We start from the raw sequence: 15,394 nt of genomic DNA on the forward strand, positions 1-15,394 counted from the left end.
GCTCCGGGCCGGTTCCGGCGCGGGCGCCGCGGTCGCGGTCGCGGCGGCGAGTGGAGCGGATGCCCGCGGAGAGGGGGTCGCCCGGCCGGCGGCCGGTGCCGGTGCGGCCGGGCCGTAGGCGAGGGTGAAGGCGGGGCTGCCCTGGCCCACATTGCCCGCGGCATCCTGCTGCACCGCGATCACGGCGTACGAACCGGCGGCCACGCCGCCGGCGGAACAGGTCCAGGAGCCGCCGGCGACGACGCCGCTGCAGACCGAGTACGCGCCCGCGAAGACCGTCACGGTCGAACCGTTCTCCCCGGAACCGGCGTAGGTGGCCCGGTCCAGCGGCACCCGTCCGCCCGCGGCCGGCTCGGTCACGGTCGGCGGCGCGGGCCGGTCGACGTCGAACAGGAGGGCGATGGCGGCGCTCTCGTTCGACCAGGAGGGCAGGCTGAAGGTGGCCTGCTGGGCTGCCGTGACCTCGGCGGCCCCGCTGGCAAGGCGCCCGCCGAATGCGCAGGTCCAGGCGCCGGAGGTGTCGGCCGTCGCCGTGCAGCGATTGCCGTCGGCCAGGCGGACGATGACGGATGCGTTCGGGTACGCCGTCCCGCGCACCACGCCGTTCGATGCCGCCTGGCCGCTCGGCCCGCCGGTCACGACCGGTGCGGCCAGCACGGCGATGGTCTGCTCCGCGGCGAAGGCCGGGTCGGCGGTGACCACGACCCGCAGCCGCACCGACGGGCCGCTGGGCAGGCGCACCCCCGTGCAGCTCCACTCCGAGGAGTCGTCGACGACCAGGATGCAGGACGGGTCCTCGCCCGGGAACGCCGACAGGAGCTGGATCTCCTGGCCGGGCTCGCCCGTGCCGGAGACGGTGGTGCTGCCGCTGCCGACGAAACTGCCCGGCCGTGGACCGGTGATCGTCGGTGAGACGGTGGGCGGCGCCGACGACCGGGTCGGCGCCGGTGTCGCTGCGGGGGTCGCTGCGGGGGTCGGCGCGGGGGCCGGCGTGGGGGAGGAGGTGGCGGCGACCGCGGACCCGACGGAGCCGCCCGCCAGGAGGGCCGGAACGAGGAAGCCGAGCAGAAGGACCCCTGCAAGGAGACGGCCGGCGCGGTAGGACCGACGGGCCCGCGATGAGCCCGATCCGGTGAAGCGTGTCCCAACCATGATTTCCCCCCGTGACCATTTCAGGGGGTGGGGGCCTCAAAGTCAACGCCGGACACGCCGTGCCGGTTGCACCGCGACACATTCGTGATCTTCCGGGCATGGTGCATACTGAAAAATCGGGTCATCTGTCCCGCCCACCAACCAGAACGGGACGGCGCATGAGCGCACCGAACCTACTCGCGGGCTCCGGCTCCGGCTCCGTCTTCGCCGAACCGAACCGGCGCGTTCCCGGGCGCTGGATCGCCGTCTTTGCGACGGCCTGGCTCGGCATCTGGATGGCGCAGCTCACCCCGGTGCAGCTCCTCCTGCCGGCCCAGATCGACCGGCGCCTCCAGCCCGAGAATTGGGTGGACAGCGTCGTGGCCTTCGGCGTGATCTCGGGCATCGCCGGCCTGTGCGCGATCGTGGCCTACCCGCTGACCGGGGCGCTGTCCGACCGCACGACCTCCCGGTTCGGCCGTCGCCGACCCTGGATCGCCGGCGGGGCGGTGCTCTTCGCGGCCGCCCTGCTGCTGCTCGGCGCGCAGACCACCATGCTGGGGATCGGGTTCTTCTGGGCGCTCGCCCTGACTGGTTTCTGCGTGATGACGGCCGCGCTCACCGCCACCATCTCGGACCAGGTCCCGGTCGACCAGCGCGGGTACGTGTCCGGCTGGCTGAGCGCCCCGCAGGCGGTGGGCATCATCGTGGGCCTGCTGCTCGTGACGATGCTGTTCACCGGCCAGTTCGCCGGCTATTTGGTCGTAGCGGTGCTCCTGCTGGTCCTGGCGGTTCCGTTCCTGCTGCTGCCCGACGCGGTGCTCCAGCCGCACCAACGCGCGCCGGTGACCGTGCTGGGCCTTCTGTCCAGCCTCTGGATCAGCCCGCGGGAGCACCCCGATTTCGGCTGGACCCTGCTCAGCCGGGTGCTGGTCAGCTTCGGCAACGCGTTCGGCACGACCCTGCTGCTCTACTTCCTGATGTTCGGGCTGAACGACGAGAATGCGGAAGACGACCTGATCCTGCTCACCCTCGTCTACATGGTGTTCGTGATCCTGGCGTCGATCTTCCTGGGCCGGTGGAGCGACGCGCTGGGCATCCGCAAGGGCTTCGTCTTCGTCGCCGCCGGCCTGCAGGGGTTCGCGGCGCTGCTGCTCGCCTTCATCCCCGACCTGGGCGTCGCGATGGTGGCCGCCGGCATCCTCGGTCTCGGCTACGGCTGCTTCCTCTCCGTCGACCAGGCGCTGGCCACCCAGGTGCTGCCCGACCCGGCCGCCCGCGGCAAGGACCTCGGCATCATGAACATCGCCACCGCGGTGCCGCAGGCGCTCGCGCCGCTGCTGGGGGCGTTCACGGTCGCCGTGGGCGGCGGCTTCCAGGCCCTGTTCGTGCTCGCGGGCCTCTGCGCCTTCGGCGGGGCCCTCGCGGTCACCCGGGTGAAGGCGGTGCGCTGATGGGCCTCGACCTCGGCTCCCGGCCGGCGTCGCAGCCCTGGCTGACCCCCGGGCAGTACTGGCCCGGACTGACCGCCGCCACGGCGCAGCTGGAGACCCCCGTCGCCGCCCTGCACCTGGACGCGCTGCGGCACAACACCCGGTCCCTCCTCGGTCGTGCGGGCGGCACCCCGATCCGGGTGGCGACGAAGTCGATCCGGGTGCGCGGCGTGATCGAGGCCCTCCTGACCCTCCCCGGTTTCCAGGGGGTCCTCGCGTACACGCTCGCCGAGGCGCTCTGGCTGGCCGAGACGGTGACGGATGTCGTCGTCGGCTACCCCACGGCCGACCGGTCCGCGATCCGGCGGCTGGGCACCTCGCCACACCTGGCCGCGACGGTCACGCTGATGATCGACTCGGTCGCGCAGCTGGACGAAATCGACGCCGTGCTCCCGCCGGCCGGCCGGGCCCCGATCCGGGTCTGCCTGGAACTCGATGCCGCCTGGGACGCCCCGGTGCTCGGCCACCTGGGCGTGTGGCGCTCGCCCGTGCACACCCCGGCGGATGCCCGCAGCCTTGCCGCCGCCGTCGTGGCCCGGCCCGGCTTCTCCCTGGTCGGCCTGATGGCCTACGAGGCGCAGGTGGCCGGAATCGGCGACCGCCCGGCCGGCAAACCGGTGCAGGGGCGGGTCAACCGCTGGGTGCGGCGGCGGTCCGTGGCCGAGATCGCGGACCGGCGCAGCGCGGCCGTCGCCGCGGTGCGCGAGATCGTCGCGCTCGAGTTCGTGAACGGGGGCGGGACCGGTTCGCTGGAGACCACCCGCGCCGACGCATCCGTCACCGACATCGCCGCCGGCAGCGGCTTCTTCGGCGGGCACCTGTTCGACCACTACGCCAGTTTCCGGCCCGCGCCGGCCGCCGCGGTCGCCCTCTCGATCGTGCGCAAGCCGAGCCCGGCCACGGGTACGCTGCTCGGTGGAGGCTGGGTGGCCTCCGGGGTGCCCGGCCGCGACCGCTTGCCGCGCCTGGTCTGGCCGGAGGGCCTGCGCCTGATGCCGCGGGAGATGGCCGGCGAGGTGCAGACCCCGCTGACCGGGCCCGGAGCGGCCGGCCTCTCCGTCGGCGACCGGGTCTGGCTGCGGCACGCCAAATCCGGGGAGCTGAGCGAGCACGTGAACGAATTCGCCCTGGTCGACAACGGGCGGGTGGTCGACATCCTGCCGACCTACCGCGGCGAGGGGAAGGCCTTCCTGTGAGTGCGAGCGGAGGGGTCTGGACCAACTGGGCCCGCAACCAGAGCGTGCGGCCGGTGCGCGTCGAACGGCCCCGCAGCGTCGGCGCCGTGCAGCGCGCGGTGGTGTCGGCCGGGAAGGCCGGGCTGCGGATCAAGGCGGTGGGGTCCGGGCACAGCTTCTCCGCGATCGCGGTGGCCGGCGGCGTGCAGCTGGACCTGCTCGACCTGGCCGGCCTGATCAGCGTCGACCCGGTTCTGGGCCGGGTCACGCTCGCCGCCGGCACCCGCCTGTTCGAGCTGCCGCGGCTGCTCGAACCCCACGGCCTGGCCCTGGCGAACATGGGCGACGTGGACCGGCAGACGATCTCCGGCGCCACCTCCACCGGCACGCACGGCACCGGCGGCCGTTTCGGCGGCCTCGCCACCCAGATCACGGCCCTCACCCTGGTCACCGGCGACGGCACCCTGCTGCGCGTGAGCGAGACCGAGAACGCCGAGCTGCTCCCGGCGGCCCGGCTCGGGCTCGGGGCGCTGGGCATCCTGGTGGACCTGACCCTGCAGTGCGTGCCCGCGTACCTGCTGCGCGCCGTCGAGGCCGCCGAACCCCTCGAGGAGGTGCTGGACACCTACCTCGATCGGTCGGAGAACCCCGACCACTTCGAGTTCTACTGGTTCCCGCACACGGACACCGCGCTGACCAAGACCAACACCCGACTCCCGGCGGACGCGGGCCGGTCCCCGCTCGGCCGGGTCTCCCGCTGGGTCGACGACGAACTGCTCGCGAACGGGGCCTACCGCGCCATCTGCGCGCTCGGCCGGCTGGCGCCCCGGGCGGTGCCCCCGTTCAACCGGCTCGCCACCCGCCTCAGCGGCCGGCGTGAATTCACGGATGTCTCCAACCGGGTGTTCGTGACCCGCCGCACGGTGCGCTTCCGGGAGATGGAGTACGCCCTGCCGCGCGAGCAGGTGCCGGCGGCGCTGCGCGAGGTGCGGGCCCTGATCGAGGAGCGCGGCTGGCGGATCTCCTTCCCGATCGAGGTGCGCTCCGCGGCGGCCGACGACCTGTGGCTCTCCACCGCCAGCGGGCGGGACACCGGCTATATCGCCGTGCACCGCTACTTCCGGGAGGACCCGGCCGAGTACTTCGACGCGGTGGAAGCGATCATGCGCGCGCACGACGGGCGCCCGCACTGGGGCAAGCTGCACGACCGGGACGCGGACTCGCTGCGCCAGAGCTACCCGCACTTCGACGACTTCCTCTCGGTGCGTGACAGGCTTGATCCGGAGCGCCGCTTCAGCAACAGCTATCTGGAAAGAGTTTTGGGTCGATGAGCACCAAGCCAGTCAACAGCAACACCCCCGCGGCGCGCGCCTGGGAACACCGGGCCGCAGAGTTGGGCGACCGGCTCCCGGACGGTTTCGTCGTGGGCACGGCCACCTCCGCCTTCCAGATCGAGGGCGGGGCTCGCGAGGGCGGACGCGGGGAATCGAGCTGGGACCCGTTCACGGCGGCGACCGGCCGCATCCGTGACGGTTCGAACGCCTCGGTGGCGACCGACCACTTCACCCGGGTCGACGACGACGTCGTCCTCCTCCGCGAACTGGGCGGTGACGCGTACCGGTTCTCGCTGGCCTGGTCGCGGGTGCAGCCGGACGGCCGCGGGGCGCTCAGCCGCGCGGGCCTGGCGTTCTACGACCGCCTGCTCGACGGCCTGCTCGCGGCGGGTATCAGCCCGATGGCGACGCTGTACCACTGGGACACCCCGCTGAAACTCCGCGGAGGCTGGCTGAACCGCGACACCGCGATGCGGTTCGGTGACTACGCGCACCAGGTCGGCGAGGCCTTCGGGGACCGGATCGATTCCTGGGTGACCCTGAACGAGCCCGCGACGGTGACCCTGAACGGCTATGCCCTGGGCACCGACGCGCCCGGGGAGGCCCGGCTCTTCGGTGCCCTGCCGGCCGCCCACCACCAGCTGCTCGCCCACGGCCTCGCCGTGCAGGGGCTCCGCGCCGCCGATGTGCGCGGCGGCATCGGCATCGCCAACGCGCACTCGCCCGTGCAGGCCGCCAGCGGCCGGGAAGCCGACGAGGTGGCGGCGCAGCTGTTCGACGTGCTGCACAATCGGATGTTCGCCGACGCGGTCCTGCTCGGCCGCTACCCGGAACCGCCCGAACCGTACGCGGTCCCGCTGCGGCTGCTGCTGGAGACCGACCCCGACGACCTGCGCACCATCCGGCAGCCGCTGGACTTCTACGGCCTCAACTACGTGCAGCCGTCCCGGATCAAGGCCGGCCCGGCCGCGCCGAAGACCCCGCAGGGTCCGCCCCGGGAGGGGCCGGCCGAGACGGTGGTCGCGTTCCCCTTCCACGTGATCCCGTTCCGCGAGTTCCCGGTGACCGGGTCCGGCGCCGCCATCGCCCCGGAGTACCTCGGCGTGGCGCTGGGCGAGCTGCGGGACCGCTACAGCGACGACCTGCCGCCGGTGTACGTCACGGCCGGCGGCGCGGCCTTTCCCGACGTGGCCGACAAGTGGGGAGCCGTGCACGACCCGGCCCGGATCGACTACCTCGCCGAGCACCTCACGGCCGCGCTCGCCGCGGTCGCCCCGGGCGGCACCGCGGCCGGGGTCAGCCTCCGCGGCTACTTCATCTGGTCCCTGCTGGACAGCTTCGAGTGGACGGCCGGTTACACCCGCCGGTACGGGCTCGTGCACGTGGACTTCCTCGACGGAACCCGTCCCCGCACGCCCAAGTCCTCCTACCGCTGGCTGCAGAAGGTGCTCGCCGCCCGCTGACCCGCCCCCTTCCCCGTCACGCCTGCCTCGCTACCCAAATCCCGCCTGCCCGTGTGTGGCTAACTCAGGAGAAACGCGGCTACCGCGGGGTGCAGGCCGCGGACCAGTGCGACGGATGCCGCCACTCTGGCGGGATCTCCTGAGTTGGCCACGGGAGGGCAGAGCAGTGGATGCGCGCGGAGGGTGGTGGGCGCAGCGTAGGAGGCGGCTACGGGGTGCGGCGGCGCAGGGTGATCGAGCCGAGCACGACGGTGCCGACGATCCAGGCGCCGATGATCAGCAGCTCGCCGGCGACGTAGGCGGCATCCTGCGAATCGGTCGCCACCGCCCGAAGCGCGTCGACGGCGTGCGAGAGCGGCAGCCAGTCGCTGACCGCCTGAAGGGCGTCCGGCAACTGGTCGCGGGGGAGGAAAATGCCGCAGAGCAGGATCTGCGGGAAGACCAGCAGCGGCATGAACTGCACCACCTGGAATTCGGTGCGGGCGAACGCGCTGGCCAATAGGCCGAGGGTGGTGCCGAGAATCGCGTCGGCGACCGCGACGGCGAGCAGCAGCCAGATCGAGCCCTGGATCTCCAGCCCGCAGACCCAGACCGAGAAACCGACCGCGATCGAAGACTGCAGCACCGCGAGCAGACCGAACGCGAGCGTGTAGCCGAGGATGAAATCACCCTTGCCGAGCGGCATAGAGAGCAGCCGCTCGAGGGTTCCGGTGCGCCGCTCCCGCAGGGTCGTGATGCTCGTGACGACGAACATGATCGTGAACGGGAACAGGGCGATCATCGCCGGGCCGACCGTGTCGAAGACCCGGGTGTCGGAGAAGATCCAGGCCAGCAGCCCGATCAGCAGGCTGGGCACGGCCAGCAGGAGCACCACGGTGCGCGGGTCGTGCCGGATCTGGGTGAGCACCCGTCCGGCCGTCGCGAGGGTGCGGCGCGGATTCACGAATGGCCCGCGTCCGTCGGGCCGGCGGGGAACGTGTCATCGACCGACGGATGTGACGCGATCAGCGCGAGGAACGCCGCCTCGATATCGGGGGTGCCGGTGGTGCCCAGGAGAACCGCCGGTGTATCGTCGGCGAGGATCTCACCGCCGCGCATCAGCAGGAGCCGGTCGCAGCGGCTGGCCTCGTCCATCACGTGGCTGGAGACGAGCAGGCTCGTTCCGGCCGCCGCGAGGCGGTGGAACAGGCTCCACAGCTCCACCCGCAGCACCGGGTCCAGGCCGACCGTCGGTTCGTCGAGCACCAGGAGCTCGGGCGAGCCGAGCAGCGCACCGGCCAGGGAGACCCGGCTGCGCTGGCCGCCGGAGAGGGACCCGGCCAGCTGGCCCGCATACGGGGCCAGGTCGGTGGCGTCGATCACCCGGTCGACGTCGCCCAGGGGCACCCCGAGCACGGAGCGGAAGTACAGCAGGTTCTGGCGCACCGTAAGGTCGTCGTAGACGCTGGCATCCTGGGTGACGTAGCCGACCCGGCGCCGGAGCGGCGCGGAACCGGCGGGACGTCCGAGCACGGTCACGGTGCCGGACCGCACGATCTGAACGCCGACGATCGCCCGCATCAGGGTGGTCTTGCCGCATCCGCTGGGTCCGATCAGGCCGACGACCAGCCCGCTGGGCACCGTGAGGTTCAGGCCGTGCAGAACCGGATGCGCGCCGCGACGGGCACGAAGGTCGCGCACCACGACGGCGGAAGTTTCGGAGGTCACTCCTGCATTATTCGCCCGTGCTGCGGGAATGTCGATCAACCGCCGGGGCGATTCTTGGAGTCTGATGGGAAGCGGATGGGAGCCTCAGGACGCGCGGTTATGATGGTCACGAACTGCGAGTACGCCTCCGAGGCGAGCTTGTTCAGTCCGTGTCTCCTCTCTCAAACACAAGCTCAATCGCCCGCTCAGAATTGCCTCACCCGTCTCAAGGAGAAGCTGCCATGGAATGGCTCATCCCGGTCCTCATCATCGTTGTACTCGTCGCCATCGTCGGGATCTACCTGTGGGCTACCTACAATTCCCTCGTCACGCTCAAGGTTCGCGTCGACGAGGCGTGGAGTGACATCACGGTGCAGATGAAGCGGCGGGCCGACCTGATCCCCAACCTGATCGAAACGGTCAAGGGCTACGCCGCGCACGAGAAGGCGGTCTTCGAGAACGTCACCAAGGCGCGCGCCGAGTCGCTTAGCGCGCAGGGCCCGGCCGAGGCCGCCGCCGCGGAGAACCACATGCAATCCGCCCTGCGCAGCATCTTCGCCGTCGCCGAGGCCTACCCGCAGCTGCAGGCCAGCCAGAACTATCTGCAGCTCCAGGCCGAGCTGGTCGACACGGAGGACAAGATCCAGGCGTCACGCCGCTTCTACAACGGCGGCGTGCGCGAGCTCAACACGAAGATCCAGGTCTTTCCCAACAACCTGATCGCCCGCAATCTCGGTTTCACCCAGCGCGATTTCTTCGAGGTGTCCGACTCCGACGCCATCGCGGAGCCGCCTCGCGTGCAGTTCTAGCGGCCGGCCGATATGTACAGCGCGATAGCGCGCAATAAGCGCAACACGGTCTTCATCATCATCCTGTTCCTGGTGATGATCGCGGGCCTCGGCTGGCTCGCCAACTATGTCTACAGTCCTCCGGGCAGCTACGGCATCCTGATCATGACGATCGTGATCGCCTCCGGCTACGCCCTGGTGCAGTACTTCATGGCCGGCCGCCAGGCGGTTGCCCTGAGCGGTGGAGTGCGCCTGAACAGCAAGGCGGAGAATCCGCGGCTGTGGAACATCGTCGAGAACCTGTCGATCACGACCGGCACCCCGATGCCCGAGATCTACGTCATCAACGACCCGGCCCCGAACGCCTTCGCGACCGGCCGCGACCCCCGACACGCGATCGTGGCGGCCACCACCGGGCTGCTGGAGATCATGACCGATTCCGAACTCGAGGGCGTCATGGCGCACGAGCTCGGGCACGTGCGCAACTACGACATCCGGGTGTCGATGGTCGTCTTCGGGCTGGTCGTCGCCGTCGGTTTCATCTCCGACATGTTCCTGCGGATGGCGTTCTTCGGCCGCGACAACAAGAACGGCAACCCGGTCGTGATGGTGTTCGGGCTGGTCGCCATGGTCGTGGCGCCGTTGGTGGCCAGCATGGTGCAGCTGGCCGTGTCCCGTCAGCGCGAATACCTGGCGGATGCGACGAGCGCGCTGACCACCCGCAACCCGGACGCGCTGGCCAGCGCCCTGGCCAAACTCGAGACCTACGCCCGGCCGATGCGCAAGCAGAACACGTCGATGGCGCACCTCTGGATCGCCAACCCGCTGAAGCCGGGCGCGATGGCGAAGCTGTTCAGCACGCATCCGCCGATCGAGGAACGGATCGAACGCCTGCACACCATGGGCCGCAAGTTCTAACTGCCGTTCCCGCCGCCCGAGAGTGACCGTTCCGGTCGAGAGTGCCCGCTCCGCCGGGCACTCTCGACCGGAACGGGAACTGTCAGAGCTCTGCGGCCAGCGCGGCCGCGAGGGTGCCGCGCGGCCGGACGTCGATCGCGCCCAGTCCCTGCCAGGCGGCGGTCTCGCGCAGCACGCCGGCGAGCCGTTCGGCCGTGTCGCGGGGCGCGCCGGGCTCTGACCAGGCCGCCTGCACCCGGAGCACCCCCGCCTGGCGGTCGTTCTTGAGGTCGACCCGGCCGACGATCGTGTCGCCCAGCAGCACCGGCAGAACGTAGTAGCCGAAGACCCGTTTGGGCTGCGGGGTGTAGATCTCGATCCGGTAGTGGAAGCCGAACAGGCGCTGGGCCCGGCCCCGATTCCAGACCACCGGGTCGAAGGGCGAGAGCACCGCGTCGGCGTCCACGCTGCGCGGCAGGCGGGCGTCCCGGTGCAGCCAGGCGGCTCCCGGTGAGCCCGCGGGGCCCCAGCCCGGCACCTCGACCGGGAGCAGCTCGCCGGCATCCGTCAGGTCCCGGATGGCGGCCAGCGTCGGTGCGCTCTTCAACCGGAAGTAGTCGGCGAAATCGTTCGCCGTGCCGATGCCGTGGGCGCGCGCCGCCCGGCGCACCAGCTCCCGGTGCGCGTCGGCCGGTTCGACCCTTCGGCCGAGCAGCTCGGCCGGGAAGATCTGCTCCGGCAGCCCGTACACCCGCTCGAACCGTGAACGCCCGGCGCTGACCACATCGCCCCAGCGGAAGAGCACCTCGAGCCCGGTCTTCACGTCCGACCAGCCCCACCACGGGCCGCTGCGCCTGTTCGCGTCGTGCTCGATCGCGCTCGCGGGGAGGGGGCCCTTCTCGGCGAGTTCCGCCAGCAGCCAGTCCAGCAGGGGCTTGTTCCCCGCCGACCACGCATCCGGGCTGCGTGCGGACAGGTCGCGGTACTGCTGCATCCGCCAGCCGAACAGCGGCCGGGTGTCGAGCGGCAGGAACGACGCCTCGTGCGCCCGGCGCTCCCCGCGAGACGGCTGAACGCCGGCAGGTAGTGGCTGCGCTCGAACACGTTCACCGAGTCGATCTGCAGCAGCTCCAGCCGGTTCACGAGGGCGTCCAGCTGACGGATGCCCGGAGTCACGCCCGAGCGCCGGCCGAAACCCTGCGCGCCGAGCGCGATCCGGCGGGCGAGGGCGGGGGAGACGGTCTGGAGCACAGTCCGACCCTAGCGGCACCGGGCGCGCTGTCGGCGCGGGCGCCCACCGGCATCCGTCATGCGTCATTCACGCGGCGTTCAGGTCGGTGCCGCCTGCCGGTCGAATTCCGATCCTAGTCTCGCGGTGACCAGTTACCCGGTTACGAACGGCCCGCGCTGACGCGTGAGCGGCCGGGCCCTGGTCCGACGGAGGAAAATTGTTCAGCACCCGAACCCTGGCCACCACCCTGGCCGCGGCCGCACTCGCCCTCAGCCTGGCGGCGTGCAGCGGATCGGCCGCGGGCGGCACCCCGGCGGCCGGCGCGGTCGACGCCGCCACCGCCACCAGCCTCACCGCTTTCGGCGACCTGACCGCGCTGGAGGACGCAGCCCAGGCCGAGGGCGCCCTGAACGTCATCGCCCTGCCGCGCGACTGGGCCAACTACGGCGCCGTGCTCGACGCGTTCGCGAAGAAGTACCCGGGGATCGCCATCACCGAGGCCTCGCCCGACGGTTCCAGCGCCGAGGAGATCCAGGCGGCCGACAACCTCAAGGGCCAGGACACCGCCCCCGACGTGTTCGACCTGGGCCTGGCCGTCGCCCTGTCGAGCACCGACCGGTTCGCGCCGTATCAGGTCGCCACCTGGGCCGACATCCCGGATGCGCTCAAGGAGGCCAGCGGCCTCTACACCGGCGACTACGGCGGATACATGGCCGTCGGCTACGACCCGGACGTGGTCCCGGCACCGAAGAAGCTGGATGACCTGCTCGGCAGCCAGTACAAGGGCAAGGTCGCTATCAACGGCGACCCGACCCAGGCCGGTGCGGCGTTCGCCGCCGTCGGGATGGCCGCCGTGCAGAACGGCGGCACGGTCGACGACTTCCAGCCCGGCGTCGACTTCTTCGCCAAGCTCAACACGGCCGGCAACTTCGTCAAGATCGACCCGACCCCGGCCACCATCGCCTCGGGCGAGACCCCGGTGGTGCTCGACTGGGACTACCTCAACGTGGGTTACGGCACCAAGCTGAAGGGGGAGCGCAACTGGAAGGTCGTCGTCTTCCCCGGCACCGGCTACGCCGGGTACTACAACCAGGCCGTCAGCAAGGATGCCCCGCACCCGGCAGCCGCCAGGCTCTGGCAGGAGTTCCTCTACAGCGACGAGGGGCAGAACCTTTGGCTGGCCGGCGGGGCCCGCCCGGTGCGAGCCGAGGCCATGGCCGAGGCCGGCACCATCGATTCCGCCCTCTTCGACGCCCTCCCCGCCGCACCGGCGGAGACCGTCGTGCCGACCGAGGACCAGAGCGCCACGGGAGCCGCACTGCTCGGCGAGAAGTGGGCGGCTGCTGTCCGCTAGACGACGCCCGCCGGCAGCGGCCTTCGGGCTGCTGCCGTTCGCGGCGTATGTGCTGCTCTTCCTGGTGGTGCCCACGGTCATCGCGGTGGGCACCGGCTTCGTCGACCAGGACGGCGCGTTCACTCTGGCCACCGTGGCCGCCCTCGGCGACCCGGTCGTCCTCGGCGCGTTCTTCAACTCCTTCTGGCTGTCCGCTCTGACGGCGGTGATCGGCGCCACCGTCGGCGCCGCGGCCTGCTACGCGCTGCTGGGCGCCCCCAGCGGCGGCCCCCTGCGTGCCGTGGTGGATTCCCTCAGCGGCGTGCTGGCCCAGTTCGGCGGCGTCATGCTGGCCTTCGCGTTCATCGCGACCATCGGCATCCAGGGCATGGTCACCGTGGTCCTGCGCGACAGCTTCGGCGTCGACATCTTCGCGGACGGGGTCTGGCTCTACGAGATGCCAGGCCTGGTGCTGCCCTATATCTACTTCCAGGTGCCGTTGATGATCATCACCTTCATGCCGGCCTTGCAGGCGCTGAAGCCCACCTGGGCCGAGGCGAACGCCACGCTCGGCGGCAGCCGGTCCACCTACTGGCTGCGCATCGCGCTGCCCATCCTCGCCCCCTCCTTCCTGGGCAGCCTGCTGCTGCTCTTCGCGAACGCGTTCTCGTCCTATGCGACCGCCGCGGCCCTCACCAGCCAGGGTTCGCAGATCGTGCCGTTGCAGATCCGATCCGCCCTGACCAGCGAGACCCTGCTGGGCCGGGAGAACCTCGCCGGCGCGCTGGCACTCGGGATGGTCGTGGTCATGGGCCTGGTCATGTTCGGGTACTCGGCGCTGCAGGCCCGCGCGGCCAGGTGGCAGCGATGAACCGCTCCGAACTTTCGAGCGGCCGGCCGGCGGCTCCCGCCGTGGCGCACGCCCCGTCCCGCCCGGTCCGAACGGCGATCCTGGGCGTGATCGGCCTGGTCTTCGCCGTGCCGATCGTGGCGATGGTCGAATTCACGCTGCGCAAAGGCCTCGGCGGGGGACACGACTTCAGCCGCTGGAGCGCACTCTTCGCCGGCGGAGCCAGCGGTCAGTACCGGCCGGTGCTGACCGCCCTGGGCAACTCGGTCGGGCTGGCCCTGGGCACGGTCTTGATCGTGCTCCTGCTGCTCGTGCCCACCCTGCTGCTCGTGCACCTCCGCTTCCCACGGTTGCGGCGGCTGATCGAATTCGTCTGCATCCTGCCGATCAGCATCCCCGCGATCGTGCTCGTCGTCGGGCTGGCGCCCGTGTATTCGGTGATCGCGGGGATCGTCGGCAGCGGCGTCTGGACCCTCGCCTTCGCCTACGGCATCACGGTGCTCCCGTTCGCCTATCGGGCCATCCAGTCGAACCTCGACGGCGTGGACGTGCGCACACTGAGCGAGGCGGCCCGCACCCTGGGCGCCGGGTGGGGCAGCGTGCTCCTGCGTGTGCTCGTGCCCAACCTCCGCCGGGGCATCCTGGCCGGGGCCTTCATCGCGATCGCGGTGGTGCTCGGCGAGTTCACCATCGCGTCCCTGCTCAACCGCATCACCCTGCAGACGGCGCTCGTGGTCGTCAGCAAGGCCGACCCGTACACGGCCGTCATCCTGTCCCTGCTCGCACTCGGGTTCGCCTTCGTGCTCCTGCTCGTCATCGGGCGGCTGGGCGCGGTCCGCACGCGCCCCGCACGTCGACCAACCCCCGGAGGTCAGCCATGATCCAGCCTCAGACCCAGCCCACGATCCAGGCGGAGACCCGGCCCCGGACACAGGCGGAGAGCCGCCCCCGGCCGGGCGCGGTCGTCGAATTCTCCGGGGTCGTCAAGGAATTCGCCGGCCACCGGGCACTGGCCGGTTTCGATCTCACGCTGCACGCAGGGGAGTTCGTGGCCCTGCTCGGTCCGAGCGGGAGCGGCAAGACCACGGCGCTCCGGGTGCTCGCCGGCCTGGAATCCACGGATGCCGGCAGCATCCTGATCGACGGCACCGACGTGTCCCGGATGGCGACGAGTCGGCGCGACATGGGGATGGTGTTCCAGTCGTACTCCCTGTTCCCGCACCTCAGCGCCGGGGAGAACGTCGAGTTCGGGCTGCGGATGCGCAAGGTCCGGGGCGAGGAACGTCGCAGCCGTGCCGCCGAGGCGCTGGCGCTGGTGGGCCTGGACGCCCACTACGACCGCTTCGCCCACCAGCTGTCCGGCGGGCAGCAGCAGCGGGTGGCCCTGGCCCGCGCCCTCGTCACCCGGCCGCGCGTGCTCCTCCTGGACGAGCCGCTGTCCGCCCTCGACGCCAAGGTGCGCGTGCAGCTGCGCGAGGAGATCCGGCGGATCCAGACCGAACTGGGAATCACCACCCTGTTCGTCACCCACGACCAGGATGAGGCGCTCGCCGTCGCCGACCGGGTGGCCGTGATGCGGGACGGATTGGTCGAGCAGGTCGGCACGCCCGAGGAGCTCTACACCCGGCCCGCCTCGCCGTTCATCGCCGATTTCGTGGGGCTGAGCAACCGGCTCGCCGGGGAGGTGCGTCACGGCTTCGCCCGCGTGCAGGGCGCGGTGCTGCCGCTGGTCGATCCCTCGCACCCCGACGGCGACGTGCTGGTCTCGGTGCGCCCCGAGGACCTTGAACTGACCGATCTCGAACTGACCGAGGATGACGCGCGGGGCCAGGTGCTGTCCACCAGCTTCCACGGTTCGCTGCGCCGCACGACCGTGCGGCTGGATGACGGGACGCTCGTGTTCGTGCAGCACGGTGCCCGGCTGCATCCGTCGAAGGGAGACCGAATCGGGGTGCGGTTCACGGGGGTGCCGGTGTCGGTGGAAACGGTGCGGCCGGAGGCCTGACCCCGGCC

Annotated in this window: 13 protein-coding genes and 1 pseudogene; 10 read left to right on the top strand and 4 right to left on the bottom strand. The window is 71.3% G+C overall.

Features of this window, described 5'->3' with window-relative positions; translation table 11 throughout:
* Nucleotides 1-1,152: pseudogene (locus tag E3T42_RS07420) on the bottom strand (hypothetical protein); the annotation flags it as partial.
* Nucleotides 1,153-1,310: 158 nt separating this feature from the next.
* Between E3T42_RS07420 and E3T42_RS07425 the strand changes: the two are divergent.
* Genes E3T42_RS07425 through E3T42_RS07440 form a run of 4 tightly spaced genes read left to right on the top strand, consistent with a single transcriptional unit; the run spans nt 1,311 to nt 6,596 of the window.
* A complete protein-coding gene (locus E3T42_RS07425; RefSeq protein ID WP_134366528.1) occupies nt 1,311-2,585 on the top strand; it encodes an MFS transporter in 1,275 nt (424 codons plus the stop codon).
* Complete coding sequence (locus E3T42_RS07430; protein ID WP_134366527.1) at nt 2,585-3,820, top strand: amino acid deaminase/aldolase; 1,236 nt, start codon at nt 2,585-2,587, stop codon at nt 3,818-3,820. The genes E3T42_RS07425 and E3T42_RS07430 overlap by 1 nt, the downstream gene beginning before the upstream one ends.
* Complete coding sequence (locus E3T42_RS07435) at nt 3,817-5,130, top strand: D-arabinono-1,4-lactone oxidase (RefSeq protein ID WP_134402749.1); 1,314 nt, start codon at nt 3,817-3,819, stop codon at nt 5,128-5,130. Before E3T42_RS07430 ends, E3T42_RS07435 begins: the two co-directional genes overlap by 4 nt.
* Nucleotides 5,127-6,596, top strand: a complete 1,470-nt coding sequence (locus tag E3T42_RS07440; RefSeq protein WP_134366525.1) for a glycoside hydrolase family 1 protein — start codon at nt 5,127-5,129, stop codon at nt 6,594-6,596. Before E3T42_RS07435 ends, E3T42_RS07440 begins: the two co-directional genes overlap by 4 nt.
* Nucleotides 6,597-6,804: 208 nt before the next feature.
* On the opposite strand, the gene E3T42_RS07445 is transcribed toward E3T42_RS07440, so the two are convergent.
* Both E3T42_RS07445 and E3T42_RS07450 read right to left on the bottom strand, forming a co-directional pair.
* The gene (locus E3T42_RS07445) at nt 6,805-7,539 is read right to left on the bottom strand and encodes an ABC transporter permease (protein ID WP_134402750.1); all 735 of its coding nucleotides are present in this window, start codon (nt 7,537-7,539) and stop codon (nt 6,805-6,807) included.
* A complete protein-coding gene (locus E3T42_RS07450; RefSeq protein WP_134402751.1) occupies nt 7,536-8,303 on the bottom strand; it encodes an ABC transporter ATP-binding protein in 768 nt (255 codons plus the stop codon). Before E3T42_RS07450 ends, E3T42_RS07445 begins: the two co-directional genes overlap by 4 nt.
* Before the next feature lie 221 nt (nt 8,304-8,524).
* Between E3T42_RS07450 and E3T42_RS07455 the strand changes: the two genes are divergently transcribed.
* Nucleotides 8,525-9,091 (top strand): LemA family protein, encoded by a 567-nt coding sequence (locus E3T42_RS07455; protein WP_134402752.1) that lies wholly within the window; start codon nt 8,525-8,527, stop codon nt 9,089-9,091.
* A gap of 12 nt (nt 9,092-9,103) precedes the next feature.
* A complete protein-coding gene (locus E3T42_RS07460; RefSeq protein ID WP_134366521.1) occupies nt 9,104-9,988 on the top strand; it encodes a M48 family metalloprotease in 885 nt (294 codons plus the stop codon).
* Nucleotides 9,989-10,070: 82 nt separating this feature from the next.
* Here the strand turns inward: E3T42_RS07460 and E3T42_RS07465 are convergent, their stop codons facing one another.
* Nucleotides 10,071-10,961 carry a winged helix-turn-helix domain-containing protein gene (locus tag E3T42_RS07465; protein WP_370261980.1) on the bottom strand — a complete coding sequence of 297 codons (891 nt, stop codon included), beginning with the start codon at nt 10,959-10,961 and terminating at the stop codon, nt 10,071-10,073.
* Between the two features lie 454 nt (nt 10,962-11,415).
* On the opposite strand from E3T42_RS07465, the gene E3T42_RS07470 reads away from it, so the two are divergent.
* The 4 genes from E3T42_RS07470 to E3T42_RS07485 are packed head-to-tail and all read left to right on the top strand — an operon-like array spanning nt 11,416 to nt 15,386.
* The gene (locus E3T42_RS07470) at nt 11,416-12,552 is read left to right on the top strand and encodes an ABC transporter substrate-binding protein (protein WP_134366519.1); all 1,137 of its coding nucleotides are present in this window, start codon (nt 11,416-11,418) and stop codon (nt 12,550-12,552) included.
* Nucleotides 12,539-13,402 (top strand): ABC transporter permease subunit, encoded by an 864-nt coding sequence (locus E3T42_RS07475; protein ID WP_174235672.1) that lies wholly within the window; start codon nt 12,539-12,541, stop codon nt 13,400-13,402. Before E3T42_RS07470 ends, E3T42_RS07475 begins: the two co-directional genes overlap by 14 nt.
* Nucleotides 13,399-14,262 carry an ABC transporter permease gene (locus E3T42_RS07480; RefSeq protein ID WP_134366518.1) on the top strand — a complete coding sequence of 288 codons (864 nt, stop codon included), beginning with the start codon at nt 13,399-13,401 and terminating at the stop codon, nt 14,260-14,262. The genes E3T42_RS07475 and E3T42_RS07480 overlap by 4 nt, the downstream gene beginning before the upstream one ends.
* Nucleotides 14,259-15,386, top strand: a complete 1,128-nt coding sequence (locus tag E3T42_RS07485; protein WP_134366517.1) for an ABC transporter ATP-binding protein — start codon at nt 14,259-14,261, stop codon at nt 15,384-15,386. The genes E3T42_RS07480 and E3T42_RS07485 overlap by 4 nt, the downstream gene beginning before the upstream one ends.
* Nucleotides 15,387-15,394 lie beyond the last annotated feature (8 nt).

This window comes from Cryobacterium sp. TMT4-10 (assembly GCF_004403275.1).
GTDB classification, from domain to species: domain Bacteria; phylum Actinomycetota; class Actinomycetes; order Actinomycetales; family Microbacteriaceae; genus Cryobacterium; species Cryobacterium shii.